This window comes from Leclercia sp. UBA1284 (assembly GCF_002308415.1).
GTDB lineage: Bacteria > Pseudomonadota > Gammaproteobacteria > Enterobacterales > Enterobacteriaceae > Enterobacter > Enterobacter pneumoniae.
Genome location: NZ_DBUS01000009.1, coordinates 204,860 through 228,019, shown reverse-complemented (window position 1 = coordinate 228,019; position 23,160 = coordinate 204,860). Strand labels below are relative to the sequence as shown.

Here is a 23,160-nt window from a genome sequence, read left to right as displayed (position 1 = left end):
GCGTATAACGCAAAAGACTATGCACATTTTGCTCATTTTTCCGCTCCGTCCTCGCGCGTAGAATACTCGGCATACTCTCACCACCGAGGACAAATAATGAGCAACGTACTGATTATCAATGGCGCGAAAGAGTTCGCGCACTCAAAAGGCCAACTGAACGACACCCTGACCGAGGTCGCGGATGGTTTTCTGCGCGACGCCGGGCATGATGTTAAAGTCGTCCGCGCAGACGGCGACTATGATGTGAAAACGGAAGTGCAGAACTTTCTCTGGGCCGATGTCGTTATCTGGCAGATGCCGGGCTGGTGGATGGGCGCGCCATGGACTGTGAAAAAGTATATGGATGACGTCTTCACCGAAGGTCACGGCTCCCTGTATGCCAGCGACGGCCGTACCCGTTCAGATGCGTCTAAAAAATATGGATCAGGCGGCCTGATTCAGGGCAAAAAGTATATGCTTTCCCTGACCTGGAATGCCCCGCTGGATGCCTTCACCGACCCGGATCAGTTCTTTGAAGGAGTGGGCGTAGACGGAGCCTACCTGCCTTTCCACAAAGCCAACCAGTTCCTCGGAATGGAAAGCCTGCCAACCTTTATCGTTAACGATGTCATTAAAATGCCTGACGTGCCGCGTTATATCGCAGAATATCGCAAGCATCTGGCGGAAATTTTTGCTTAACTGGAAGCCTGTTATCAGGAGAAAACATCATGCTTACCATTATTGCTGAAATCCGCACCCGCCCTGGTCAACACCACCGCCAGGCGGTGTTGGATCAGTTTGCAAAAATTATCCCCACCGTTTTGCAAGAAGAGGGCTGCCACGGCTATGCGCCGATGGTGGATGCTGCTACCAGCGCCAGCTTCCAGGCCACCGCGCCAGACTCCATTATCATGGTAGAACAGTGGGAAACCGTGGCCCATCTTGAAGCCCACCTGCAGACGCCGCACATGAAAGCCTGGAGCGATGCCGTTAAAGGTGATGTGCTGGAAACGCACATTCGCATCCTCGAGCCTGCGGCTTGATGTCATCCTAATCAGTCTTCGCCCTCATCGGTGAAGACTGATTAACTTTCCCTTTGCCTGCTATGCTTATTCTGTCTTCATATCTAACAGGAGGGGTAGTATGGGCATTTTTAACTTCGTTAAAGAAGCAGGTGAAAAACTCTGGGACAATTTGACGGACCATAAAAACCAGGGCGAAAAAGTCACCGAACATCTCAAAAAACTCAACATACCTGGCGCCGAGAAGGTTCAGGTCAACGTCACCGACGGTAAAGCCAGCGTGACCGGCGATGGCCTCACCCAGGAGCAGAAAGAGAAGATTCAGGTTGCCGTAGGTAACATTGCGGGCGTTAGCGAAGTGGAAAACAACATCACCGCTTCCGATACCAAAGATGAAGCCACCTACTACACGGTAAAATCGGGCGATACCCTGAGCGCCATCTCCAAAACCGTGTACGGCGATGCCAATCAGTACAACAAAATCTTCGAGGCTAACCGCCCGATGCTCTCCAGCCCCGACAAAATCTACCCGGGTCAGACGCTGCGTATTCCTAAAGCATAACGTCTGAGGCTATCGGTTCACGTCGCACAGAGGAACAGGATGAAAATTGCGTGTCTGGGTTGGGGTTCGTTAATCTGGAAAAGCGGCGCGTTACCTGTCGCCGGAGAGTGGCAAACCGACGGGCCTTCCCTGCCCGTCGAGTTTTGCCGGGTGAGCGATGGCGGCGAACTGGCGACCGCCATCTGCATGAATGCGCCTGCTGTACCGGTGCTCTGGGCATGGCTGGATACAGACCAGTTGAGTCTCGCCTGCCAGGCTTTGCGCGCACGTGAAGGGATACCGGAGGAGCGCTGCGATGGCATTGGTTCGCTGCTGATAGCGGGTCGCCATGTGGGCGAGCTATCGACCTGGGCCGCACAGCGAGACATCGAGGCGGTTATCTGGACCGGACTACCGCCCCGCAGCGCGTCGCTGGAAGGCCGGGTGCCAACCGTGGACGAGGCTATCGCTTATCTGGATAGCCTTAGCGGCGAGACCCGCAGCCATGCAAAGGATTACATGCGCCACGTGCCGTCTCAGATCGACACGCCCTATCGGCGCGTCATTAAAGAGGTACTGGGGTGGTAACACCCCAGCCTGTTACCAGTACAGCTTCCAGCTCTGCGTAAAGCGCACCAGCGCCTCTACATAGAAGTAATCCCCCCAGCTTGCACACTCATCCACCCCTTTATTGCTTGCCAGGTGATAGACAGAGTGCTTCAGCAGGCCCGTCCCCTTCTCCTCTTTGCCCATCAGGTAGTGCTTCGTCAGTGACGACATGATCCCTTTTGCCCAGGCCAGATAACGCTCCCGGTTCGGATCGGTGGCTGGCAGATGTTTCACCAGCTCCAGCAGGCCGCATACCGCGATAGCCGCCGAGGAGGAGTCACGTAGCGCGTCGGTCCCGACCAGCGCCAGATCCCAGTGGCAGACGTAGTCTTCCGGAAGCCGATTAAGGAAATAGTTTGCCAGCCGTTTTGACAGGTCAATCATCGCCGCGTCGCCGGTGTAGATATAGCTCAGCAGGAAGCCGTAAATCCCCCACGCCTGGCCGCGCGACCAGCACGAATCGTCGGCGTAACCCTGCTGAGTATTGCCATAACGCGCCGCGCCGGTGTTGACGTCCATATAATAGGTATGGAAGGTCGAGGCATCTTCACGGATCAACCAGGTCGCCGCCTGCATGACGTGGGCTTTAGCGGCATCGGCAAAGCGCGGATCGCCGGTCTGTTCCGTCGCCCAGTAGAGGAGCGGCAGGTTCATATTGCAGTCGATGATCATCCGTCCGGCCTGATCCGGATCGGTCAGATCGCCCCACGCCTGTATAATCTTCGCCTTGTCATGGAAACGCTCCAGCAGCGCCTCTGCCGCCAGCAGCGAGAAGCCACGCGCTTCGCGGTTTCCCGTCAACCGCCAGGCCGCGACGCAGGAGAGCGTATAGAGAAAACCGAGATCGTGGGTATTGGTATCATTGCGCCCGGCGATACGCAGACCAAACGAACGGACGTGTTTCTCGGCCACGGCGCGGTATTTCTCTTCACCGCTCATCTCCCACGCCAGCCAAAGCTGCCCGGTCCAGAAGCTGGTGGTCCACTCCACGTTGTCGGTCAGCGGGTAATAGCCCTCCTGGCAGGTTTCTGCCGGAAACTGCTCGCCAAAGGTTTCTAAATGACGGCCAATCAGTTCCAGAACATGGCTGCGGGCTGAGCGTAATTCATCGCTGAATGCCCTCTCGTCTACAGGCTCGGCAATCCCGGTCAGGCGCTCAAGGGCAATCTGATTTAACATATTTGGTTCCTTCTTTGACGGCGTAAATTAGCGAGTTGAATGCTGTTCTGCGACGTTAAGCGGCTGCGCACTGCGCCATTTGCTTTGGCAGGCGGATAACGTAAAGGCAGAAATCAGCGTAAAGGTCAGCGCCGTGGCACCCATGATGATGTAGGTCTGCTCGAAGCCAATGCGGTCGTACATATAGCCAGCCGGCGAAGAGACCACCACATTCCCGACGTACAACATCGCCTGATACCCCAACAAATACATGGTGGCATTGACGCGTTTATCGAAATGCTCGGCGATATATTTAAAGACCGATACCAGCAGCAGACAGATTTCCAGGCCATAGAGCGGCTTGAGAACAGAAATTAATAGATGTGAGTCGCAGATGCCGGAAATAATCAGGCGTGCCCCGACCACCAGCCCGACAATTAATAATCCCCGTTTTGCGCCAATAAAGTTCACAAACAGCGGGATCACCATATACATGACAAATTCCATCCCTGACTGCACGGTGCCCAGATAACCAAATACCGCGTTGCCCTGGTGAATATCATCGAAGAAGGTGACGAAATAACGCGAGAACTGCTGCTCGGCGATAAACATCATCCAGGCTACGCCCGCCACGTAAAGACAGAAGGCCCAGAACTTGCGGTTGCGCAGCAGCGCATAGACATCCGCCGGGGCAATTTTCTCTTTGGTCAGCACGTCGCCGGCATGGACGGAGTTAGTGTTCACTTTCAGTTTCAGCAGCACAATCAGCATGATCACAGAGGCCACGCTGCCCATAATAAAGTTATATGCCGGAGAGAGGTTAAACAGCAGGCCCGAGAATGACGAGGCTACCGCCCAGCCGAGCGATCCCCACATGCGGATCTGGCCAAACTCCATGCCGTTCAGGCGGCTAAAGCGGTCGGAATAGGATTCACACGCCGCCACGCCCGCATACCAGGCAAAGCTTAAATAGAGTGCCCCGATAATAATCCCCAACAGGGTGTTGGACATTAACAGCGGCTGATAAACGTAAATAAAGAACGGGGCCATCAGGGCAGACATCGCCACCACAAAATAGAGCAGATATTTGCTCATGCCGATCTTATCGAGAATATAGCCATAGATAGGTTTCAAAATGACGGAGAAGATGCCGTTCACCGCAAATACCGTGCCGATGACCGAACCGCTCAAATTCGCCTTTTGTCCGAGCCAGATAGCCAGCAAGCCAATACTTGCGGACCAGGTAAAGAAATAGAGAAAAATAAAACTACTGATTTTGTAATATTCAATTCTGTTATTCATACCATCCTCGCCGACATTCAGGTGCAGGGCTTTATAAAATGAACGACAGCTGACGTTCGCTTCCGGGCTGGCTGATTACGGCCTGCCGGTTATTGATTTCCAGCCGCGGGGGTTCCCCGTGGTTGACAGGCGCTCCGCTGGCAAACACGGCGCAGCAGAGCCAGCTCTCACCGTGAGCAATCTCGCCGGTAAGGAGCGGGATAGCGGCACATTCCGGGAACATGACGCTGCTGTTTGGCGGAGTGACAATACTTTCCGCACGGCGATGGATGACCGGTGAGAGATCGACGATCCGGCTCATGCCGTTATCTGCCACCAGGCTCACCCCGCGCTCGTCGGCCTGCGGCTCGGTTTTGCGTACCGCAAAGCCCCCTTCCGCCGTTTGCAATGTCCGTGCGCTGTTAATGCGATGCAGACGAAGGTGCCATTCGCCAAACGGGATCAGCCAGGTGTCGACATGCACGTCATGCCACGGCGACCAGCGTGAAAAGATGAAGTTCTCATCAACGCGGACCTCCTCGCAGTCGCGGCGGCCGCGGTAGTAGTTATCACCATCGGCCAGCAGCAGCATGGAGTCGCTGGCCGCATGCTTAAGACCATAACGCCCACGCTCAATGGTGAAGCCAAAGCGGCTGGAGTAGGCGAATTTGGTGTATTTCGCCTCGGTATTAACGTAATTATTCAGCTCCAGCTGCCCGGCGGTGAGCAGGGTGACATGCTGCAACTGTGGTGCGTGAATGAGGATCTGCTGGGCCTTCGGGATCACGTGCTTTTCAGCCAGCGGCGGCAGCGGTTGCTCTTCCACCTGCCAGAAAGGGTGCGCTTCAGGCAATGCCAGAATCAGCATCGTTTTCAGCGCCCAGTAAGGCGAGCCGGGGGAATTGTAGTCTTCGCACATCGCCAGGTTGGGGTAAGCAAACCCGAGCGTCAGGATCCCGTCGCGATCGGTAATCGGCTGCTGTTGCCACCAGCGCAGATGGCGCAGGATGATCCCCTTTACGATGCCGGGGGTGAACACCTCCAGCCCGGAGAATGCCACTGCGCTCCAGAAGGCGACCATCGCGAAGCGGTAGGTCAGGCTGCGGCCGAACGGAATCGACGCGCCATCGGCGGCAGACATAAAGATGAAATCGTCCGCGAAGAGGCGGGAACGCTCGCGCAGCACGGCGGCCCGCTCCTCATCACCGCTGAGTGTGGCGTAGATAAGACCGTAAAAGTGGAACGCCATCGAGATGTAATAATCTTTCGGACGGCCAGCACCGTCGGAGTACCAGCCGTCGCCGAGGTAGTAGGCATCCATCATCGCAAAACGGCGATCGATGGCGGACTGATCGTACGGTAGCCCGGCGCGTTTAAAACCGAGCTGAACCATAATGGCGAAATAGTTCCAGTTGCTGTCGGGCATCTCCGCGTCGGTGATCTGGTTTAACCAGGCGTGCAGGTTCATGACCTCGCGCTCGCTAAACAGGTCGGTGAGCTTCTCCTGCAATAACGTAAGCCCCAGACCGTAGGCCGCCATCTCTACCAGCCGCTGATCGTAAGGGGCGGTTTCTCCCCAGTAGTCCGGGTGCGTCGGATCGCTGCCGATGCGGATAGCGTTGATATATTTGTCGCTAAAGGGGGTGGTGTCCCCTCCTGCCATCAATGGAAACAGCCCCCACAGCACGCGGGAAAGCCCCTCCATTTCGGCAATGTCTGTTGCGTAGTGCGCGCTGGTTTCCCCCAGCGAAAAGCGCGAACGCCCGGCCGGAAACTGTTTATCCAGCGCGCTCAGCATCCCATTCAGGGCCGTGACCAGATCCTGACGGGAAGACAACGGATTTGATTTTTCTTGCTCTACCGCCCACATACGCTTGCCCTCGTAATCAACTGCGGCAAAGCATAGTGAATCCGTCGGGCGTAGAAATGTTAGCCCGGTCACAGGAGTGAGAGATGAATGAACTCCCCGTTGAGAAAATTTAAAAAGGTGGTTTATAACGACGTAGAGAGGGGTAAAAATTGAGTTTTATTGCACTATGCGCGAAACGCCACAATCTGAATTTCTAGAGCTTATTACCTTAAACGATACCCTGGTGTCGTTCAGTCGACTCTTTGCCAACACCGTGCGCTACCACCACTGGCACCAGTGTCTGGAGATCCTCTACGTTGAAGAGGGGTTTGGCGTGGCGATTGTTGATAACCGACAATACACCATGCGCCCCGGACGGCTCTTTTTCTTTCCCCCCTTTACGCTGCACAAGGTGATGGTGGATGAGCAGGCCGAGGCCAGCTATCGCCGCACCATTATTCATCTCGATCACCACGCGGTACTGAAGTCACTTCGGGATTTCCCTCAGACCCGGCAGCGCCTGCAGCAGCTCTCACGCCGTGGCGGACCGGCGTGGGTCGTGGATATGGCCCACTGCCATAGCCATCTCGATCATCTGTTTAGCTGTTACCAGCCCCCGCTTAATGCAGAGCGTATCGCCAGCCTGCTGATTAGCCTCTTCGCCATGCTGCCTCAGGAGATAGACGGCGAGCGCGGCAGCAGCCACGGGATTGCCAGCCAGGTGATGTTCTGGCTGGATGAGCACTATCGTGAGAAATTCAGGCTGGATACGCTGGCGCAGGCGCTGGGAAAGTCTCGCAGCTATGTGTCACGAAAATTTCACGCCGAAACGGGGGAGAAAATTCACGACTATCTGAACACCCTGCGGCTGCGTAAGGCGTGCGAATATCTGCTGCATAGCGAAGAGAGCGTGCGCGATATCGCCGCGCGGGTGGGGTTTTCAGACGTGACCTGGTTTATCAGCGCCTTTCGCAAGGGGATTGGGGAGACGCCGCTGCAGTATCGTAAAAACCACGCCAGCGACTAATTTTCAGGCACAAAAAAGCCCTGCATCGCAGGGCTTGTTTATCAGGCTTCGATATCGGCCATGTCGCCTTTCTCCTGCAGCCAGTTACGTCGGTCTTCCGAACGTTTCTTGGCCAGCAGCATATCCATCACGGCGTTGGTTTGCTGTTCGTCTTCATCGCTGATGGTCAGCTGTACCAGACGACGCGTGTTGGGATCCAGGGTCGTTTCACGCAGCTGCATCGGGTTCATCTCGCCCAGCCCTTTAAAGCGCTGCACGTTGGGTTTGCCCTTCTTACGCTTTAACTGCTCCAGCACGCCCGCTTTCTCTTCTTCCGTCAGCGCGTAGTAAACCTCTTTTCCGAGGTCGATACGGTAGAGCGGCGGCAGCGCCACGTGAACGTGGCCGTTTTTCACCAGCGTACGGAAGTGCTTCACGAACAGCGCGCAGAGCAGCGTGGCGATGTGCAGCCCGTCGGAGTCCGCATCCGCAAGGATACAGATCTTGCCGTAGCGCAGCTGGCTCAGATCCTCGCTGTCCGGATCGATCCCGATCGCGACAGAGATATCGTGCACTTCCTGCGAGGCCAGCACTTCGTCTGAAGAGACTTCCCAGGTGTTGAGGATCTTACCCTTCAGGGGCATGATCGCCTGATATTCACGATCGCGCGCCTGCTTGGCCGATCCGCCCGCCGAGTCCCCTTCTACCAGGAACAGCTCGGTGCGGTTGAGATCCTGCGCGGTGCAGTCCGCCAGCTTGCCCGGCAGCGCGGGGCCGCTGGTGAGCTTTTTACGCACCACTTTCTTCGCCGCACGCAGACGACGCTGGGCGCTGGAGATGGCCATTTCGGCCAACATTTCTGCCGCCTGCACGTTCTGGTTCAGCCACAGGGTAAAGGCATCTTTGACCACCCCAGAGACAAAGGCCGCGCACTGGCGTGAAGAGAGACGCTCTTTGGTCTGTCCGGCAAACTGCGGATCCTGCATCTTCACGGAGAGCACGTAGGCACAGCGATCCCAGATATCTTCCGCCGACAGCTTCACGCCACGCGGCAGAATATTGCGGTATTCGCAGAATTCGCGCATCGCATCCAGCAGGCCCTGACGCAGGCCGTTGACGTGGGTGCCGCCAAGCATGGTCGGGATCAGGTTGACGTAGCTTTCGGTCAGCAGCTCGCCGCCTTCCGGCAGCCACAGCAATGCCCAATCCACCGCCTCGGTGTCGCCGGCGAAATTACCGACGAAGGGTTTTTCCGGCAGGGTCGGCAGGCCGTTTACCGCTTCGCAGAGATAGTCGTTCAGACCATCGGCGTAGCACCAGCTCTGCTCGGTGTTATTAACGTGATCTTTAAAGGTGATCTCTACGCCCGGGCAGAGCACCGCTTTCGCTTTCAGCAGGTGCGTCAGGCGGGAAACAGAAAAACGTGGGCTGTCGAAGAAGCTCTCGTCAGGCCAGAAGTGGACGCTGGTGCCGGTGTTGCGTTTGCCGCACGTGCCGACAACCTGCAGATCCTGCACCTTTTCACCGTTCTCAAACGCGATGTTATAGATCTGACCGTCGCGACGGACGTTCACTTCCACGCGCTTAGACAGGGCGTTAACGACGGAGATCCCCACGCCGTGCAGACCGCCCGAGAACTGATAGTTCTTGTTAGAGAACTTACCGCCCGCATGCAGACGACAGAGAATCAGCTCAACGGCAGGTACGCCCTCTTCCGGGTGAATATCCACCGGCATACCGCGCCCGTCGTCGATGACCTCCAGCGACTGATCGGCGTGCAGGATGACGTCGACGCGTTTGGCATGGCCTGCCAGCGCTTCGTCCACACTGTTATCAATAACTTCCTGGCCCAGATGGTTTGGGCGCGTCGTATCGGTGTACATCCCCGGGCGGCGGCGAACCGGCTCTAGCCCGGTGAGTACCTCAATGGCATCAGCGTTATAGGTTTGCGTCATGATTTAAACTAGCAATTCGCATTGATTGTCAGTGGCTGTGCAGTCCAAGAAAATCGACAATCTGGGTGAAATGATTCTCAAAGCCCGTGAAAGCATGATTTCCGCCCTCTTCTACAGTCTGGCGGCAAGAGGCGTAATACGCCACTGCCTGGCGGTAATCCAGCACTTCATCGCCCGTTTGTTGCAGCAGCCAGATAAGATCCGGCGCTTCAAGCGGGTCTACCTGCATAACTTTGAGATCGTAAATATGGCGTGACTCTAGCACATATTGCTGCCCGGTGTAGGGGTTCTCGTTTTGCCCGAGAAAGTCCCGTAACAGCTCGAATGGCCGAACTGCCGGATTCACCACCACCGCAGGCAACATAAAGCATTGTGACAGCCAGGTGGCGTAGTATCCGCCCAGAGAAGAGCCCACGACGCCCAGCGGTTCACCGCCGTGCGCCAGCACGATAGATTCCAGCAGTTCTGCGGCATCGGCCGGGTATGGCGGCAGCTGCGGCACGATTATCTCAACCTGTGGATGATGAACATTTAGCCACTGGCGAAACTGTGTTGCCTTCGCAGAGCGCGGCGAACTGTTGAAACCGTGGAGATAAAGAAGTGCTGACATCAGTATCCTTCTGAAGCCGTATCCGGACGGAACGCGGTTCCTTGCAGGCGGCAAACTTCCGTCGTTAAGCTGCCATCAGCATGCAGTTCCAGCCAGCGCCAGCCCGGCGCAATGGTATCAAGCGTAAAGTTGGCGCAGTGGGGTTTGAACTGCACGCAGGTGGATGGCGTAGCCAGCAGGCGACGACCGTTCCAGTCGAGATCCTGCTCCTGGTGGATATGACCGCAGAGCAAATTTTTTACGCGGGGGAATTTCACCAGCACCTGATCCAATGCGGCAGAGTTGCGCAGACTGTGCTGATCAAGCCAGCTACATCCCGCAGGTAACGGATGATGGTGCAATAACAGCAGGGTATGGCGCTCGGGCTCAGCGTTGAGCTTATCTTCCAGCCACTCGAGCTGGAATTCACTCAGCTCGCCGTGCGGTACGCCGAACACCTGGCTATCGAGCAGCAAAATTTGCCAGTGGTCGCCAACGAAGACGCGCTTGGCAGGCGAGATGCCCGCATCCTGAAGCGCGCTGTACATTGCAGGCTGGAAATCGTGGTTGCCAGGCAACCAGACGCAGGGCACGCTGAAGCTCGCGATACCCTCAGCGAAGCGCTGGTAGGCCGCAGCGGTTTGATCCTGCGCCAGATCACCCGTGGCGACAATCAGATCGTATTCGCGCTTTTCAGCATGAATCGCATCCAGGACAGCCTGATAGCTCTCCCAGGTATTCACCCCCAACAGGGTTTCATGCTTTTCGGCAAACAGGTGAGTATCAGTAATTTGTAGTACCCTGACTGGCGCCCCACCAGCAACAGTCAGGTTTAACAGGCTTTCCAAATGGTGTCCTTAGGTAGGTTTCACGACGCTAACAAACCGGAATCGCCATCGCTCCATGTGCTAAACAGTATCGTAGCCAGTCGGCCAGAAACTGATTAATTTGATGCTTTTCGTCACGTTGATGCAACTTTTTATTTGGGTAATCATACCGCGCTTTGAAGCGGAAAATCTGCTGACTTGAACACACTTCCGCGACCATCGCATCGTGGTAAAGGCGCACCGTCATCGACGGTAAGCTCCAGTAGCTGACGGATGGGGCCGTCTGCTCAATTTCGACCAGCGTAGTGTAGCGGGTAGATTCCACAATCGTTAACCGATACTGCGCGTTGCTCACCTGATAGCTCACTGTCTCGCCAGCCGCGTCGTTTCGCGGCAGCAGGCGTCGGAGTTGCGCGAAGTTGGTCTCGCACAAACGCATCATTTCAGGGAAGTCAGGTGTATAACGCTTCATTCATTTCCACTCATTTCGTAATTCTTGATAGTGCAGCTGGAGCCATTGCAAAGCGATGACAGAAGCTGCGTTGTCGATTTTCCCCTCTTCTACCCAAAGGTAAGCCTGCTCCCGGCTCACCACATGAACACGAATGTCTTCGTTTTCATCAGCCAGACCATGTATACCTTGTGCGGTCGTGGCGTCCACTTCGCCTACCAAAACAGATAAACGCTCGCTGGTGCCACCCGGGCTCGCGAGATAGTTCAACACCGGTTTGGTGCGGCCTACTACCAGCCCGGCCTCTTCCATGGCTTCGCGACGGGCGACATCTTCCGCTGTTTCGCCCTCTTCAATCATTCCGGCCACCATCTCCAGTAACCACGGGCTTTCGCTGGTATCAAATGCGGCAATACGAATCTGCTCTACCAGTACCACTTCGTCGCGCACTGGGTCAAAGGGTAGCAATACTGCGGCGTGCCCGCGCTCAAAAATTTCGCGTTTCACTTCGCCACTCATTTCGCCGTTAAACAAGCGGTGGCGAAAACGGTAAAGATCGAGCGAAAAAAATCCGCGATAGAGCGTTTCTCGTGCAATAATTTCTACATCATTTTTGCTGAAAGTCACTGGCATCTTTTCAGGTATAGGCATGAGAGTGTCCTGTAAAAGTGGTGATGTTATTTCGATTTTCAAATCTTCTAAAATGCGGTTTCTCAGACAGTATGGTAAATTGCTGCGAGTTACTGCCGGATGGCACGGAACGCCAACCTTTTGTACTGGCGAAGTCTGCTAGAATCGGTAAATTATTTTTAATTAGATCAGCGCTAACAAAGCTTCACAACAAGGAAAGCAAATGAAGAAATTGCTCCCCATTCTCATCGGCCTGAGCCTGACGGGTTTCAGCGCGATGAGTCAGGCAGAGGACCTGTTACAGGTTTATAAGCAGGCACGACTGAGCAACCCGGAACTGCGTAAATCCGCTGCCGACCGTGATGCTGCCTTTGAGAAGATTAATGAAGCACGCAGCCCACTTCTGCCACAACTCGGTTTAGGGGCTGACTATTCCTACACTAACGGCTATCGCGATGCTAACGGTCAGGACTCAAACGTGACCAGCGGTTCCCTGCAGTTAACCCAGACTCTGTTTGATATGTCTAAATGGCGTGCTCTGACCCTGCAGGAAAAATCTGCCGGTATTCAGGATGTCACTTTCCAGACCGATCAACAAACCCTGATTCTCAACACCGCGACGGCTTACTTCAAGGTGCTGAGCGCTATCGATACTCTCTCTTATATCGAAGCCCAGAAACAGGCTATCTACCGTCAACTGGATCAGACCACCCAGCGTTTTAACGTTGGCCTCGTGGCGATCACCGACGTACAGAACGCCCGTTCACAGTACGACAGCGTGCTGGCGAACGAAGTGACCGCGCGTAACGACCTTGATAACGCCGTTGAAGAGCTGCGTCAGGTTACCGGTAATTACTACCCGCAACTGGCTTCGCTGAACGTCGACAGCTTCAAAACCGATAAGCCGCAGGCGGTGAATGCCCTGCTGAAAGAAGCTGAAAACCGTAACCTGAGCCTGCTGCAGGCACGTCTGAGCCAGGACCTGGCCCGTGAACAGATTCGTCAGGCGCAGGATGGCCACTTGCCAACCCTGGATCTGAACGCCTCCTCCAGCATCTCTAACTCACGTTACAGCGGCTCCAACTCCATCAATAATAACGCTGACGTAGGTCAGAACAAAGTTGGCCTGAGCTTCTCCCTGCCGCTGTATCAGGGCGGAATGGTGAACTCGCAGGTTAAACAGGCCCAGTACAACTTTGTTGGCGCGAGCGAGCAGCTTGAAAGCGCACACCGCAGCGTTGTGCAGACTGTACGTTCCTCCTTTAACAACGTGAACGCCTCCATCAGCAGCATCAACGCCTATAAACAGGCCGTTGTCTCTGCCCAGAGCTCTCTCGATGCGATGGAAGCCGGTTACTCTGTGGGTACCCGTACCATTGTTGACGTGCTGGATGCGACCACCACGCTCTATAACGCCAAGCAGCAGCTGTCTAATGCGCGTTATAACTACCTGATTAACCAGCTGAACATCAAATCTGCCCTGGGAACCCTGAATGAACAGGACCTGCAGATTCTGAACAGCTCCCTGGGTAAACCTATCTCTACCACGCCAGAATCCGTGGCGCCGGAGAATCCAGGTCAGGATGCGTCCGCTGATGGATATGCCGCCAACAGTGCCGCTCCAGCCGCACGCCCGGCCTCTACCGGAATGCTGCGCAACTGATGCGCTAACCCGGCCTGATTTTTCAGGCCGGGTCTGTTTTCACACCAACCGATAAATACAACCCGATCCCTTCGAATTGCAGACAGCCGAGGCACAGGCAGTTTGAACTCTGTCCGGTATAAACGTAAGCCAACGTAAAGATCCCCTCGATTCCCGCACTACGCTTCATTTTCGACCACTCATCCTCTATTCTGAGCGTTATATACCACGTAATACCACTGGGTCCTGGAAGACAAAAATGAAACGGACAAAATCCATCAATCACGCGTCGTTCCGCAAAAATTGGGGCGCACGCCATCTCACTCCTGTCGCACTGGCCGTAACGGCCGTCTTTATGCTGGCGGGCTGTGAACAAAACGACGAAACGGTTTCGCTCTATCAGAACGCTGATGACTGTGCGACCGCCACCGGCAACAAAGCGGAATGTACCACCGCTTACAACAGTGCCCTGAAAGAAGCTGAACGTACTGCGCCGAAATACGCCAGCCGTGAAGACTGCGTAGCCGAATTCGGTGAAGGTCAGTGTCAGCAGGCACCAACACCGGCACAGGCTGGCACCGCGCCAGAAAACCAGGCGCAGGCGCAATCCAGCGGCAGTTTCTGGATGCCGCTGATGGCGGGCTATATGATGGGCCGCCTGATGAGCGGTGGCGCAGGCTACCAGCAGCAGCCGCTGTTTAGCTCTAAAAATCCGAACAGCCCTGCCTACGGCAAATATACCGACGCCAGCGGTAAGGGATACGGCGCCGCACAGCCGGGCCGTACCATGACGGTACCGAAAACCGCGATGGCGCCAAAACCGGCGACCACCAGCACCGTAACCCGCGGCGGCTTTGGGGAATCTGTTGCGAAACAGACCTCCATGCAGCGTAGTGCCACGGGCACCTCAACCCGCTCCATGGGCGGCTGATAATGGAACGAGTCAGTATTGTCGAGCGCCCGGACTGGCGCGAAAAAGCCACTGAATATGGTTTTAACTTCCACACCATGTACGGCGAGCCGTACTGGTGTGAAGAGGCCTATTACAAGCTCACTCTTGAGCAGGTTGAAAAGCTGGAAGAGGTGACTGCCGAACTGCATCAGATGTGTTTGAAAGTCGTCGATAAGGTCATTGCCAGCGATGCGCTAATGACCAAATTCCGTATTCCTAAACACACCTGGGGTTTCGTTCGCCAGTCCTGGGAAACGCATCAACCGTCGCTCTATTCCCGCCTCGATCTGGCGTGGGATGGCGTTGGCGAACCTAAGCTGCTTGAGAATAACGCCGATACGCCGACTTCCTTGTACGAAGCGGCGTTCTTCCAGTGGATTTGGCTGGAAGATCAGCTCCAGGCGGGCAAGCTGCCGGAAGGTAGCGATCAGTTCAACAGCCTGCAGGAAAAGCTGATTGCGCGCTTTGCCGAGCTGCGTGAGCAGCACGGTTTCAACCTGCTGCATCTGGCCTGCTGCCGCGATACGGTAGAAGATCGGGGTACCGTGCAGTATCTGCAGGACTGCGCTGCAGAAGCAGAGGTCGCTACCGAGTTCCTGTATATGGAAGACATTGGTCTGGGTGAGAAAGGTCAGTTTACTGACCTGCAGGACCAGGTCATCAGCAATCTGTTCAAACTCTATCCGTGGGAGTTCATGCTGCGCGAGATGTTCTCCACCAAGCTGGAAGATGCCGGCGTGCGCTGGCTGGAGCCAGCCTGGAAGAGCATCATCTCGAACAAAGCGCTGCTGCCGATGCTGTGGGAGATGTTCCCGGATCACCCTAACCTGCTGCCTGCATATTTCGCCGAAGATGACTATCCGCCAATGGATAAGTATGTCGTGAAACCGATCTTCTCCCGCGAAGGTGCCAACGTATCGATTATCGAAAACGGTAAAACGCTGGAAGCCGTTGAAGGTCCGTACGGTGAAGAGGGAATGATCGTCCAACAGTTTTATCAACTGCCTAAATTTGGCGACAGCTATGTCCTGATTGGCAGCTGGCTTATCAACGACGAGCCAGCCGGGATTGGTATTCGTGAAGACCGGGCGCTGATTACCCAGGATCTGTCACGCTTCTATCCGCACATCTTTGTAGAGTAAACCTTGCCCGGTGGCCTGCGCTACCGGGCATGTTTTAACCCACCTGTACCGACAACATGCTCAGGCTTCCCATCTCAATTCCGTCGACCGGGATCGTTATCGGCTCTTCGCCATCCCAGGCCCCCAGCACATACAGCAGAGGCAAGAAATGTTCAGCCGTGGGATTCGACAGCGAGCCACCTTCGTGTTCCAGGTAATTCGCCAGCGGATGCTCTCCGGCGGGCCCCTGCCAGTGAAGATTCGCTTTTACAAAATCGTTGAACGATGTCGCCCAGGGATAGGGCGTATTTTCGCCATGCCAGCGCGCGGTACGCAGGTTGTGCACCACATTACCGCTGGCCACCAGCATAATGCCCTCGTCACGCAATGTTGCCAGCTTGCGCCCCATCTCCAGATGCCAGGCCGCCGGTTTGGTGCTGTCGATGCTAAGCTGCACCATGGGGATGTCTGCATCCGGATACATCTTAATAAGCACGCCCCAGGAGCCATGGTCGAAGCCCCAGGCCTCTTTATCCAGCGCCACCGGGACGGGCGCCAGCCTTTCAACCAGCGCCTGCGCCAGCTCGGGCGAACCCGGCGCCGGGTAGTGCGTGTCATACAATGCCTGTGGAAAACCGCCAAAATCGTGGATCGTTTTCGGCGCTTCCATCGCGGTCACGCCAGTACCGCGGGTGAACCAGTGGGCGGACACCACCACGATAGCCTTCGGACGCGGTAAGGTCTCGCCCAGATGACGCCATGCGCGGGTATAGACGTTATCCTCCAGCACGTTCATCGGGCTACCGTGCCCCAAAAACAGCGCTGGCATACGAGAAGCAGTCATGATGATATCCTTACATAAGATGTCGATTTAATAGCATCACATTACGCGCTATCGCGCTAAGATGAACCCGGATAAGCATGATGATGATCTTCAGGAAATTTGAATGTAAGGGAATGGTAAAGGCGTAGCGGCCCTCTCGCTTTGCCCGCTTTTAGCCCTTAATATTAATGAGAATCGTTATCAAAAGGAGAGAGACATGTCAGTACCCTTGCTTCTGACCATACTTGCAGGCGCCGCCACGTTTATTGGTGCGATTCTCGGCGTGCTGGGCCAGAAACCGTCTAACCGCGTGCTGGCCTTCTCCCTCGGCTTTGCCGCGGGCATTATGCTGCTGATATCACTCATGGAGATGCTGCCCGCCGCGCTGGGCACCGAGGGCATGTCGCCGGTGCTGGGCTATGGCATGTTTGTCTTCGGCCTGTTGGGTTACTTTGCGCTGGACCGGATGCTGCCCCATGCGCATCCGCAGGATCTGATGCAAAAGGGGGCGAAACCGCTGCCGGGCAATATCAAACGTACCGCCGTGCTGCTGACGCTGGGCATCAGCCTGCATAACTTCCCGGAAGGGGTCGCCACCTACGTTACCGCCAGCAATAACCTTGAGCTGGGCTTTGGTATCGCGCTGGCCGTGGCATTGCACAATATTCCTGAAGGTCTGGCGGTGTCCGGGCCGGTCTATGCCGCCACGGGCTCTAAACGTAAAGCGGTATTCTGGGCCGGGATCTCCGGTATGGCAGAGATTCTTGGCGGCGTGCTGGCATGGCTGATTCTGGGAAGCCTGATTTCACCGGTGGTGATGGCGGCCATCATGGCTGCGGTCGCGGGGATTATGGTGGCGTTGTCCGTGGATGAGCTCATGCCGCTGGCAAAAGAGATCGATCCTAACAATAACCCGAGCTATGGCGTGCTCTGCGGCATGTCGGTGATGGGGCTAAGTCTGGTCCTGCTACAAACCGCAGGGATAGGATAAAAAAACGCCGGGTTAACCCGGCGTTTTTCATTCAATTAGCTGGCTTTACGCTCATGCGCCTGACGATAGGCCACCAGATCTTCGATGGTGACAACGGCCATGTTGTGCTTCACGGCAAAGTCGATGCACTCTGGCGCGCGCGCCATGCTGCCGTCGTCGTTGGTCAGTTCACAGAGCACGCCGGCTGGCTTGAAGCCTGCCAAAGTCACCAGATCGATGGTTGCTTCTGTGTGACCACCGCGGGTCAGAACGCCGCCCGGCTGCGCGCGCAGCGGGAAGACGTGGCCCGGACGGTTCAGATCGGAAGGTTTTGCGCCGTCGGCAATGGCGGCACGAACGGTCGTAATACGGTCGGCAGCAGACACGCCCGTTGTCACGCCGTGGGCTGCTTCGATGGTTACCGTAAAGCCGGTGCCGAAGGCGCTGGTGTTGTTTTCTACCATCATTGGCAGATCCAGCTGCTTACGGCGCTCTTCGTTAAGACACAGGCAGACGATCCCACTGCCGTGGCGAATGGTCAGCGCCATCTGCTCAACGGTCATGGTTTCGGCGGCGAAAATCATATCACCTTCGTTTTCACGATCTTCATCGTCAAGCACCATCACACCGCGACCTTCACGAAGGGCGGTAAGAGCCTGTTCGATACGTTCGACAGGGGTACCAAAAGAGGAAAGTAGCGTCTGATTCATGGTAAATAAACCTCATTAAAATTATGGTTACCAGAATCAGGGCAGTCTTAGGAGCGCCGCAAAGCGGCAAAAAAATAACGTGAGCGGGCCTCGCCCGACTTGATCGTTACTCTCTCCCATCCGGACTTTAACCGTCGGCCCCGGAATTACACCGGATCTGCTGACCTTCAGGCTCACACCTGAAGCGCTCGCGGGCTTTCAACGTAAGGTTGATTTACCGCCGGTGGGGAATTTCGCCCCGCCCTGAGAATAAGCGAGATAACTATAACGCTAATGATTATGTTCGGCAACGCATTAGCTTCATACAAATCTGGTTTATGGATCCGCGTTACGCGCTACAATGGTCATTAACACCTTTTCATCAAGGGAAACGACAATGATTGACCCGAAAAAAATTGAACAGATTGCCCGTCAGGTCCATGAATCCATGCCGAAAGGCATTCGTGATTTTGGTGACGATGTAGAGAAGAAGATCCGTCAGATCCTGCAATCGCAGCTGATGCGTCTGGATCTGGTGAGCCGCGAAGAGTTTGACGTCCAGACTCAGGTGCTGTTGCGTACCCGCGAAAAAATCGCCCTGCTTGAGCAACGTCTGACAGAGCTGGAAAATCGCAATACCCCTGCGGAAGTGAAACCGGCCCCGGCTATTCCACCGGTCGACGATCAGGTATAAAAAAACGGGCCATCAGGCCCGTTTTTTTTATTCACTATCTTTCTGTATCTTTTTGATGATGTTCGTCGTTGAACAGCCATCTTCAAAGTTCAGCACCATCACTTCACCGCCGTTAGCCCATACCTCTTCGCTACCGGCGATCTGCTCTGGCTTATAATCGCCGCCTTTCACCAGCAGATCGGGCAGGATACCGGCAATCAGGCGCTGCGGCGTGTCCTCTTCAAACGACACCACCCAGTCCACCGCTTCCAGCGCACCCAGTACAATCATGCGCTGTTCCAGCGGATTGACCGGACGGGTCTCGCCCTTCAGACGTTTTGTCGAGGCATCGCTGTTGACCGCCACAATCAGGCGATCGCCCAGCTTGCGCGCGTTGGCCAGATAGGAGACATGGCCGGCATGCAGAATGTCGAACACGCCATTGGTCATCACCACCTTTTCGCCCCGCTTACGCGCTGCGGCAACGGCGTCTTTAAGCTCGTCTTCGGTCATTACGCCGAAGCCCGTCTCTGCGCGGCCACGCACGGCGTTTTCTAGCTCAACCGGCGAGACGGTAGAGGTGCCCAGTTTGCCCACCACCACGCCTGCTGCGGCGTTGGCAAAGTAACACGCCTCTTCCAGGGTATTGCCCGCCGCAAGCGTCGCCGCCAGCACGCCAATCACCGTATCACCCGCACCGGTTACGTCATAGACTTCCTGAGCCTGGGTTGGCATATGCAGCGGCGCTTTACCCGGCTGCAGCAGGCTCATCCCCTGTTCGGAACGGGTCACCAGCAGCGCAGAAAGCTCGAAATCAGCGATGATCTTCATGCCGCGCTCTACCAGCTCAGCTTCGTTTTTGCACTTGCCCGCCACCGCCTCAAACTCAGAGAGGTTAGGCGTCAACAGCGTGGCGCCACGATAGCGTTCGAAGTCTGTCCCTTTCGGGTCGATCAGCACAGGCACATTGGCTTTACGCGCCAGCTGAATCATCTGCTGTACGCTCGCCAGCGCCCCTTTGGCGTAGTCAGAGAGCACCAGCGCGCCAATGTTGCCCAGCGCCTGGTTGATGCGCTCGTGCAGCGGTTGCGGATCTACTCCCTCAAACCCCTCTTCAAAGTCGAGACGGATCAGCTGCTGGTTACGCGATAGCACGCGCAGCTTGGTAATGGTGGGATGGGTAGGCACAGAAACGAAATCACATTTGACGTTCACGTCGGCCAGCGTTTTGCTCAGGGCACGCGCCGCATCATCAATACCTGTCAGCCCCACCAGACGCGAATGCGCGCCGAGGGAGGCAATGTTCATCGCCACGTTTGCCGCGCCGCCAGGACGCTCCTCAATGGTATCAACTTTTACCACCGGTACCGGCGCTTCCGGGGAGATACGGCTGGTGGGTCCGTACCAGTAGCGATCCAGCATCACATCGCCCACAACCATCACGCCAGCCCGTTCAAACTTTGGCAGTGTTACTTTCATTCCTGACTCCAGAAAGATTCACAATTTGCGCGCGATAATATCACACTTGTTTTGTTACGCACGGTTCCACCAGCCACTTCTGCCAGCTGGCCCGCACAAGCTCTCGCTCTGCCGCGAAGCACTCTGGCGCCACATGGCCAGGCTGCTCTTGCAATGCCAGATGGTGCAACTCATCACGTAGCGTGGTGTAAGCCCGGGTTAACGCCAGCGACTCCGCTTCATCCATGATGTCGTTTTGCGCCAGCAGTTCCAGAATGCGCACGTTATCCGACCAGCGGGTCAGCTTCGGTTTCAGGTGCGCGTGACGCAGTACCAGATATTGCGTAATAAACTCAATATCGGTGATCCCGCCCTCATCGGCCTTGATATCGAAGCGATCCCGGTGCTTATTGCCAAGATGCGAACGCATCTTATCGCGCATTTCACGCACTTCAGTTTGTAGGGTCTCGCCCTCGCGCGGGGTGGTAAGCACATCCCGACGAATGGTGTCGAATTGCGCGGTTAACTGCGGATCGCCATACACCACACGAGCGCGCACCAGCGCCTGATGCTCCCACGTCCAGGCTTCGTTTTGCTGATAGTCGGCAAAGGATTCGGTCGAGGTGACCAACATGCCCGCCGCACCAGAGGGACGCAGTCGCGCATCCACCTCATAGAGGATCCCTGATGAGGTGCGGGTGCTAAAGAGGTGCATGATGCGCTGAGCCAGCCGCAAATAGAACTGCCGCCCGTCGATTTCCCGCTCGCCGTCGGTCATCACGTCCATCGGGCAGTCGTGCAGGAAGATCAGATCCAGATCGGAGCTGTATCCCAGCTCCCAGCCGCCCAGCTTGCCGTACCCCACTACCGCAAAACCGCGGCCTTCCCGATCGGCCAGGTGCTTCGGCTGCCCGTAGCGCGCCACCATCTGCACCCATGCCTGCTGTACCACCGCATCAATAATCGCTTCCGCCAGCCAGGTTAAATGGTCACTCACTTTCATGACCGGCAGCGTTTCAGCGATATCGGCAGCCGAGACGCGCAACATCTGCGCCTGCTTGAACTGTCGCAGCGCCTCGAGCTGCTGCTCTTCGTCCTCTTCCGGTACGCGCAGCAGATATTGGCGCAGCTCGTCGCGATAGGCGTCCGTCGCCGTCGGCTGATAAAGGGTATTGGGATCAAGCAGCTCATCCAGCAACAACGGATAACGCGCCAGCTTATTGGCCACCATGGGAGAGGCGGCACAGAGGGTGATCAGGTGCTTAAGCGCGCCGGGGAATTCGCTCAGCAGCTCCAGATAAGTGGTACGGGTGATAATGCCGGTTAGCAGCGGCGTCAAACGCGAAAGGGGGATCGGGGCATCCGCGCGGGGGCAGACTTCACTCAGCAGATGCGGCATAAGATGATCCAGCACCTGGCGCCCGCGAGGGCCGATGGCGCGCCTGTTCATCTCCAGGCGGAAATCGGCAATCAGCGCCACGACCCGGTGACGATCTTCATCGCTCAGGTGCGCCAGTACCGGGGTGGTGTCGTCCTCTTCCAGCGCATCCTGCCACAGCTCGCGCCAGTGCTCAGAGAGTTCATCCTCTTGTGATTCGCTTTCGTCATCGCCAATCAGTTCATTAAAGATATGCCGCACCGCGGCCATGTGCCGATCGAGCTGGTCGGTAAGGCTTTGCCAGTCGTCCATCCGCATGCCCCAGGCGAGGCGTGCGCGATTGAGATCGTCGCCCGGCAGAGTCTGCGTCTGCTCGTCGTTGATACTTTGCAGCAGATTCTCAAGCCGACGCAAAAAGAGGTAGGCCTCACGCAGCGTCTGCGCATCCCCTTCCGGCAGCAGATTCAGCTGCGCAATCGCCGCCAGGGTGGGCAGCAGAGAGCGGGATTGCAGCGACGGCTCGCGCCCACCGCGAATCAACTGGAAGACCTGAACAATAAATTCGATTTCCCGGATACCGCCCGCGCCGAGCTTGATGTTATCCCGCAGTCCACGACGCCGCACTTCCCGGGCAATCATCCCTTTCATGTTTCGCAGCGACTGAATTACGCTGAAGTCGATATAACGACGGAAGACAAACGGGCGCAGCATGGCGCGTAACTCACCAGCGTAGACATCGTCGTTATCGCCCATGATCCGCGCTTTTACCATCGCGTAGCGCTCCCAGTCGCGCCCCTGCTCCTGGTAATAATCTTCCAGCGCGGCATAGCTCAGTACCAGCGGGCCGCTGTCGCCAAAGGGGCGCAAACGCATATCCACCCGATAGACAAAGCCGTCCTGAGTCGGCTGATCCAGCGCTTTGATAAGCCGCTGACCCAGACGCGTGAAAAATTGAGCGTTATCCAGTTCGCGGCGCCCTCCACGGGTCGCCCCTTTCTCCGGCCAGGCAAAGATCAGGTCAATATCCGAAGAGAAGTTCAGCTCGCCGCCGCCCAGCTTCCCCATCCCCAGAATCATCAAGGGCTGCGGGATGCCTTCGTCATTACAGGGGGTTCCCCACTCTTTACAGCACGCCTCGTACAGCCAGTCGCGGGCGGCGACGATTAAGGTCTCCGCCAGGGCACTCAGCTGCTGTAACGTGCTCTCTTCGCTCACCAGTGACAGCGCCTGCGCCCAGGCGATGCGCACCATCACCTGACGGCGGAACTGACGCAGCACGCGCATCAGCGCAGCCTCGTCGGTCACCTCTGCCAGCGCAGCGTGCAGCCAGGCGGCATACTCCCGCCACTCTTCCGCCTGGGGTGGCGAGGTTTCAAGTTCCACCAGCCAGTCGGGATGCGCAGAAATACTCTCCTGCACAAAATCGCTAAAGGTCAGCACCTGCTGCGCCTGCTCACTCAGGGAGGAGGCGGGTAACGACGCCGGCAGACGTTCACACACCGTCTGCCACTGCTGCTGTAACTGGGAGGAAAGCGGCATGATTGGGGTTCCTTGCCT

At 56.2% G+C, this 23,160-nt stretch carries 22 protein-coding genes and 1 riboswitch; of the genes, 10 read left to right on the top strand and 12 right to left on the bottom strand.

What is annotated here, in order from left to right; translation table 11 throughout:
• Positions 1-96 precede the first annotated feature (96 nt).
• The 4 genes from B3511_RS19675 to B3511_RS19660 all read left to right on the top strand — a co-directional run bounded on the left by B3511_RS19675 (position 97) and on the right by B3511_RS19660 (position 2,130).
• Positions 97-678: an NAD(P)H-dependent oxidoreductase gene (locus B3511_RS19675; RefSeq protein WP_040074002.1), complete on the top strand. Its 582-nt coding sequence runs from the start codon at positions 97-99 to the stop codon at positions 676-678.
• 29 nt (positions 679-707) lie between these two features.
• Positions 708-1,022, top strand: a complete 315-nt coding sequence (locus B3511_RS19670; RefSeq protein WP_040074001.1) for a putative quinol monooxygenase — start codon at positions 708-710, stop codon at positions 1,020-1,022.
• A 100-nt stretch (positions 1,023-1,122) separates the two neighbouring features.
• Positions 1,123-1,563 carry a peptidoglycan-binding protein LysM gene (gene lysM, locus B3511_RS19665; RefSeq protein ID WP_040074000.1) on the top strand — a complete coding sequence of 147 codons (441 nt, stop codon included), beginning with the start codon at positions 1,123-1,125 and terminating at the stop codon, positions 1,561-1,563.
• 39 nt (positions 1,564-1,602) lie between these two features.
• Positions 1,603-2,130: a hypothetical protein gene (locus tag B3511_RS19660; protein WP_286791374.1), complete on the top strand. Its 528-nt coding sequence runs from the start codon at positions 1,603-1,605 to the stop codon at positions 2,128-2,130.
• Positions 2,131-2,142: 12 nt separating this feature from the next.
• Here the strand turns inward: B3511_RS19660 and B3511_RS19655 are convergent, their stop codons facing one another.
• Genes B3511_RS19655 through B3511_RS19645 form a run of 3 tightly spaced genes read right to left on the bottom strand, consistent with a single transcriptional unit; the run spans position 2,143 to position 6,460 of the window.
• On the bottom strand, positions 2,143-3,330 hold the full coding sequence (locus B3511_RS19655; RefSeq protein ID WP_286791373.1) for a glycoside hydrolase family 88 protein: 1,188 nt from the start codon (positions 3,328-3,330) through the stop codon (positions 2,143-2,145).
• A 27-nt stretch (positions 3,331-3,357) separates the two neighbouring features.
• The gene (locus tag B3511_RS19650; RefSeq protein ID WP_040073997.1) at positions 3,358-4,611 is read right to left on the bottom strand and encodes an oligosaccharide MFS transporter; all 1,254 of its coding nucleotides are present in this window, start codon (positions 4,609-4,611) and stop codon (positions 3,358-3,360) included.
• A 31-nt stretch (positions 4,612-4,642) separates the two neighbouring features.
• Positions 4,643-6,460 carry a DUF2264 domain-containing protein gene (locus tag B3511_RS19645; RefSeq protein ID WP_286791372.1) on the bottom strand — a complete coding sequence of 606 codons (1,818 nt, stop codon included), beginning with the start codon at positions 6,458-6,460 and terminating at the stop codon, positions 4,643-4,645.
• 166 nt (positions 6,461-6,626) lie between these two features.
• On the opposite strand from B3511_RS19645, the gene B3511_RS19640 reads away from it, so the two are divergent.
• Positions 6,627-7,466 (top strand): AraC family transcriptional regulator, encoded by an 840-nt coding sequence (locus B3511_RS19640; RefSeq protein WP_286791371.1) that lies wholly within the window; start codon positions 6,627-6,629, stop codon positions 7,464-7,466.
• A gap of 41 nt (positions 7,467-7,507) precedes the next feature.
• Here the strand turns inward: B3511_RS19640 and parE are convergent, their stop codons facing one another.
• From parE to nudF, 5 genes are read right to left on the bottom strand one after another with little or no spacing between them, the layout of a single operon-like run.
• Entirely contained in the window at positions 7,508-9,400 is a 1,893-nt protein-coding gene (gene parE, locus B3511_RS19635; protein WP_040073994.1) for a DNA topoisomerase IV subunit B, read from the bottom strand.
• Positions 9,401-9,428: 28 nt separating this feature from the next.
• Complete coding sequence (yqiA, locus tag B3511_RS19630; RefSeq protein WP_040073993.1) at positions 9,429-10,010, bottom strand: esterase YqiA; 582 nt, start codon at positions 10,008-10,010, stop codon at positions 9,429-9,431.
• A complete protein-coding gene (gene cpdA / locus B3511_RS19625) occupies positions 10,010-10,837 on the bottom strand; it encodes a 3',5'-cyclic-AMP phosphodiesterase (RefSeq protein WP_040073992.1) in 828 nt (275 codons plus the stop codon). Before cpdA ends, yqiA begins: the two co-directional genes overlap by 1 nt.
• A gap of 28 nt (positions 10,838-10,865) precedes the next feature.
• Positions 10,866-11,288 (bottom strand): DUF1249 family protein, encoded by a 423-nt coding sequence (locus B3511_RS19620; protein WP_040073991.1) that lies wholly within the window; start codon positions 11,286-11,288, stop codon positions 10,866-10,868.
• A complete protein-coding gene (gene nudF, locus B3511_RS19615) occupies positions 11,289-11,918 on the bottom strand; it encodes an ADP-ribose diphosphatase (protein WP_040073990.1) in 630 nt (209 codons plus the stop codon). It abuts the gene before it with no gap.
• Positions 11,919-12,120: 202 nt separating this feature from the next.
• Here nudF and tolC point away from each other — a divergent pair, with 202 nt between their 5' ends.
• The 3 genes from tolC (at position 12,121) to B3511_RS19600 (ending at position 15,633) form a co-directional block, all read left to right on the top strand.
• On the top strand, positions 12,121-13,560 hold the full coding sequence (tolC, locus tag B3511_RS19610; protein WP_040073989.1) for an outer membrane channel protein TolC: 1,440 nt from the start codon (positions 12,121-12,123) through the stop codon (positions 13,558-13,560).
• A 238-nt stretch (positions 13,561-13,798) separates the two neighbouring features.
• Positions 13,799-14,470, top strand: a complete 672-nt coding sequence (locus tag B3511_RS19605; RefSeq protein WP_040073988.1) for a DUF1190 family protein — start codon at positions 13,799-13,801, stop codon at positions 14,468-14,470.
• A gap of 2 nt (positions 14,471-14,472) precedes the next feature.
• Complete coding sequence (locus B3511_RS19600) at positions 14,473-15,633, top strand: glutathionylspermidine synthase family protein (RefSeq protein ID WP_040073987.1); 1,161 nt, start codon at positions 14,473-14,475, stop codon at positions 15,631-15,633.
• Positions 15,634-15,667: 34 nt separating this feature from the next.
• On the opposite strand, the gene ygiD is transcribed toward B3511_RS19600, so the two are convergent.
• Positions 15,668-16,456: a 4,5-DOPA dioxygenase extradiol gene (gene ygiD / locus B3511_RS19595; protein WP_046885848.1), complete on the bottom strand. Its 789-nt coding sequence runs from the start codon at positions 16,454-16,456 to the stop codon at positions 15,668-15,670.
• A gap of 196 nt (positions 16,457-16,652) precedes the next feature.
• On the opposite strand from ygiD, the gene zupT reads away from it, so the two are divergent.
• Positions 16,653-17,426: a zinc transporter ZupT gene (gene zupT / locus B3511_RS19590; RefSeq protein WP_286791368.1), complete on the top strand. Its 774-nt coding sequence runs from the start codon at positions 16,653-16,655 to the stop codon at positions 17,424-17,426.
• 35 nt (positions 17,427-17,461) lie between these two features.
• Here zupT and ribB read toward each other — a convergent pair whose 3' ends face one another.
• Positions 17,462-18,115, bottom strand: a complete 654-nt coding sequence (ribB, locus tag B3511_RS19585; protein ID WP_046885846.1) for a 3,4-dihydroxy-2-butanone-4-phosphate synthase — start codon at positions 18,113-18,115, stop codon at positions 17,462-17,464.
• Positions 18,116-18,219: 104 nt separating this feature from the next.
• Positions 18,220-18,370: riboswitch (FMN riboswitch) on the bottom strand.
• A 121-nt stretch (positions 18,371-18,491) separates the two neighbouring features.
• On the opposite strand from ribB, the gene ubiK reads away from it, so the two are divergent.
• Positions 18,492-18,788, top strand: coding sequence for a ubiquinone biosynthesis accessory factor UbiK (gene ubiK, locus B3511_RS19580; RefSeq protein ID WP_040073983.1), 297 nt, complete (start codon positions 18,492-18,494; stop codon positions 18,786-18,788).
• Positions 18,789-18,815: 27 nt separating this feature from the next.
• Here the strand turns inward: ubiK and hldE are convergent, their stop codons facing one another.
• Positions 18,816-20,246 (bottom strand): bifunctional D-glycero-beta-D-manno-heptose-7-phosphate kinase/D-glycero-beta-D-manno-heptose 1-phosphate adenylyltransferase HldE, encoded by a 1,431-nt coding sequence (gene hldE / locus B3511_RS19575; RefSeq protein ID WP_046885845.1) that lies wholly within the window; start codon positions 20,244-20,246, stop codon positions 18,816-18,818.
• 40 nt (positions 20,247-20,286) lie between these two features.
• Positions 20,287-23,145: a bifunctional [glutamate--ammonia ligase]-adenylyl-L-tyrosine phosphorylase/[glutamate--ammonia-ligase] adenylyltransferase gene (gene glnE, locus B3511_RS19570; protein ID WP_286791480.1), complete on the bottom strand. Its 2,859-nt coding sequence runs from the start codon at positions 23,143-23,145 to the stop codon at positions 20,287-20,289.
• Positions 23,146-23,160: the final 15 nt, after the last annotated feature.

Coding starts and splice junctions, on each gene's coding strand:
- B3511_RS19675 (WP_040074002.1), top strand. CDS start 97: ATGAGCAACGTACTGATTATCAATGGCGCGAAAGAGTTCGCGCACTCA.
- B3511_RS19670 (WP_040074001.1), top strand. CDS start 708: ATGCTTACCATTATTGCTGAAATCCGCACCCGCCCTGGTCAACACCAC.
- lysM (WP_040074000.1), top strand. CDS start 1,123: ATGGGCATTTTTAACTTCGTTAAAGAAGCAGGTGAAAAACTCTGGGAC.
- B3511_RS19660 (WP_286791374.1), top strand. CDS start 1,603: ATGAAAATTGCGTGTCTGGGTTGGGGTTCGTTAATCTGGAAAAGCGGC.
- B3511_RS19655 (WP_286791373.1), bottom strand. CDS start 3,330: ATGTTAAATCAGATTGCCCTTGAGCGCCTGACCGGGATTGCCGAGCCT.
- B3511_RS19650 (WP_040073997.1), bottom strand. CDS start 4,611: ATGAATAACAGAATTGAATATTACAAAATCAGTAGTTTTATTTTTCTC.
- B3511_RS19645 (WP_286791372.1), bottom strand. CDS start 6,460: ATGTGGGCGGTAGAGCAAGAAAAATCAAATCCGTTGTCTTCCCGTCAG.
- B3511_RS19640 (WP_286791371.1), top strand. CDS start 6,627: ATGCGCGAAACGCCACAATCTGAATTTCTAGAGCTTATTACCTTAAAC.
- parE (WP_040073994.1), bottom strand. CDS start 9,400: ATGACGCAAACCTATAACGCTGATGCCATTGAGGTACTCACCGGGCTA.
- yqiA (WP_040073993.1), bottom strand. CDS start 10,010: ATGTCAGCACTTCTTTATCTCCACGGTTTCAACAGTTCGCCGCGCTCT.
- B3511_RS19620 (WP_040073991.1), bottom strand. CDS start 11,288: ATGAAGCGTTATACACCTGACTTCCCTGAAATGATGCGTTTGTGCGAG.
- nudF (WP_040073990.1), bottom strand. CDS start 11,918: ATGCCTATACCTGAAAAGATGCCAGTGACTTTCAGCAAAAATGATGTA.
- tolC (WP_040073989.1), top strand. CDS start 12,121: ATGAAGAAATTGCTCCCCATTCTCATCGGCCTGAGCCTGACGGGTTTC.
- B3511_RS19605 (WP_040073988.1), top strand. CDS start 13,799: ATGAAACGGACAAAATCCATCAATCACGCGTCGTTCCGCAAAAATTGG.
- B3511_RS19600 (WP_040073987.1), top strand. CDS start 14,473: ATGGAACGAGTCAGTATTGTCGAGCGCCCGGACTGGCGCGAAAAAGCC.
- ygiD (WP_046885848.1), bottom strand. CDS start 16,456: ATGACTGCTTCTCGTATGCCAGCGCTGTTTTTGGGGCACGGTAGCCCG.
- zupT (WP_286791368.1), top strand. CDS start 16,653: ATGTCAGTACCCTTGCTTCTGACCATACTTGCAGGCGCCGCCACGTTT.
- ribB (WP_046885846.1), bottom strand. CDS start 18,115: ATGAATCAGACGCTACTTTCCTCTTTTGGTACCCCTGTCGAACGTATC.
- ubiK (WP_040073983.1), top strand. CDS start 18,492: ATGATTGACCCGAAAAAAATTGAACAGATTGCCCGTCAGGTCCATGAA.
- hldE (WP_046885845.1), bottom strand. CDS start 20,246: ATGAAAGTAACACTGCCAAAGTTTGAACGGGCTGGCGTGATGGTTGTG.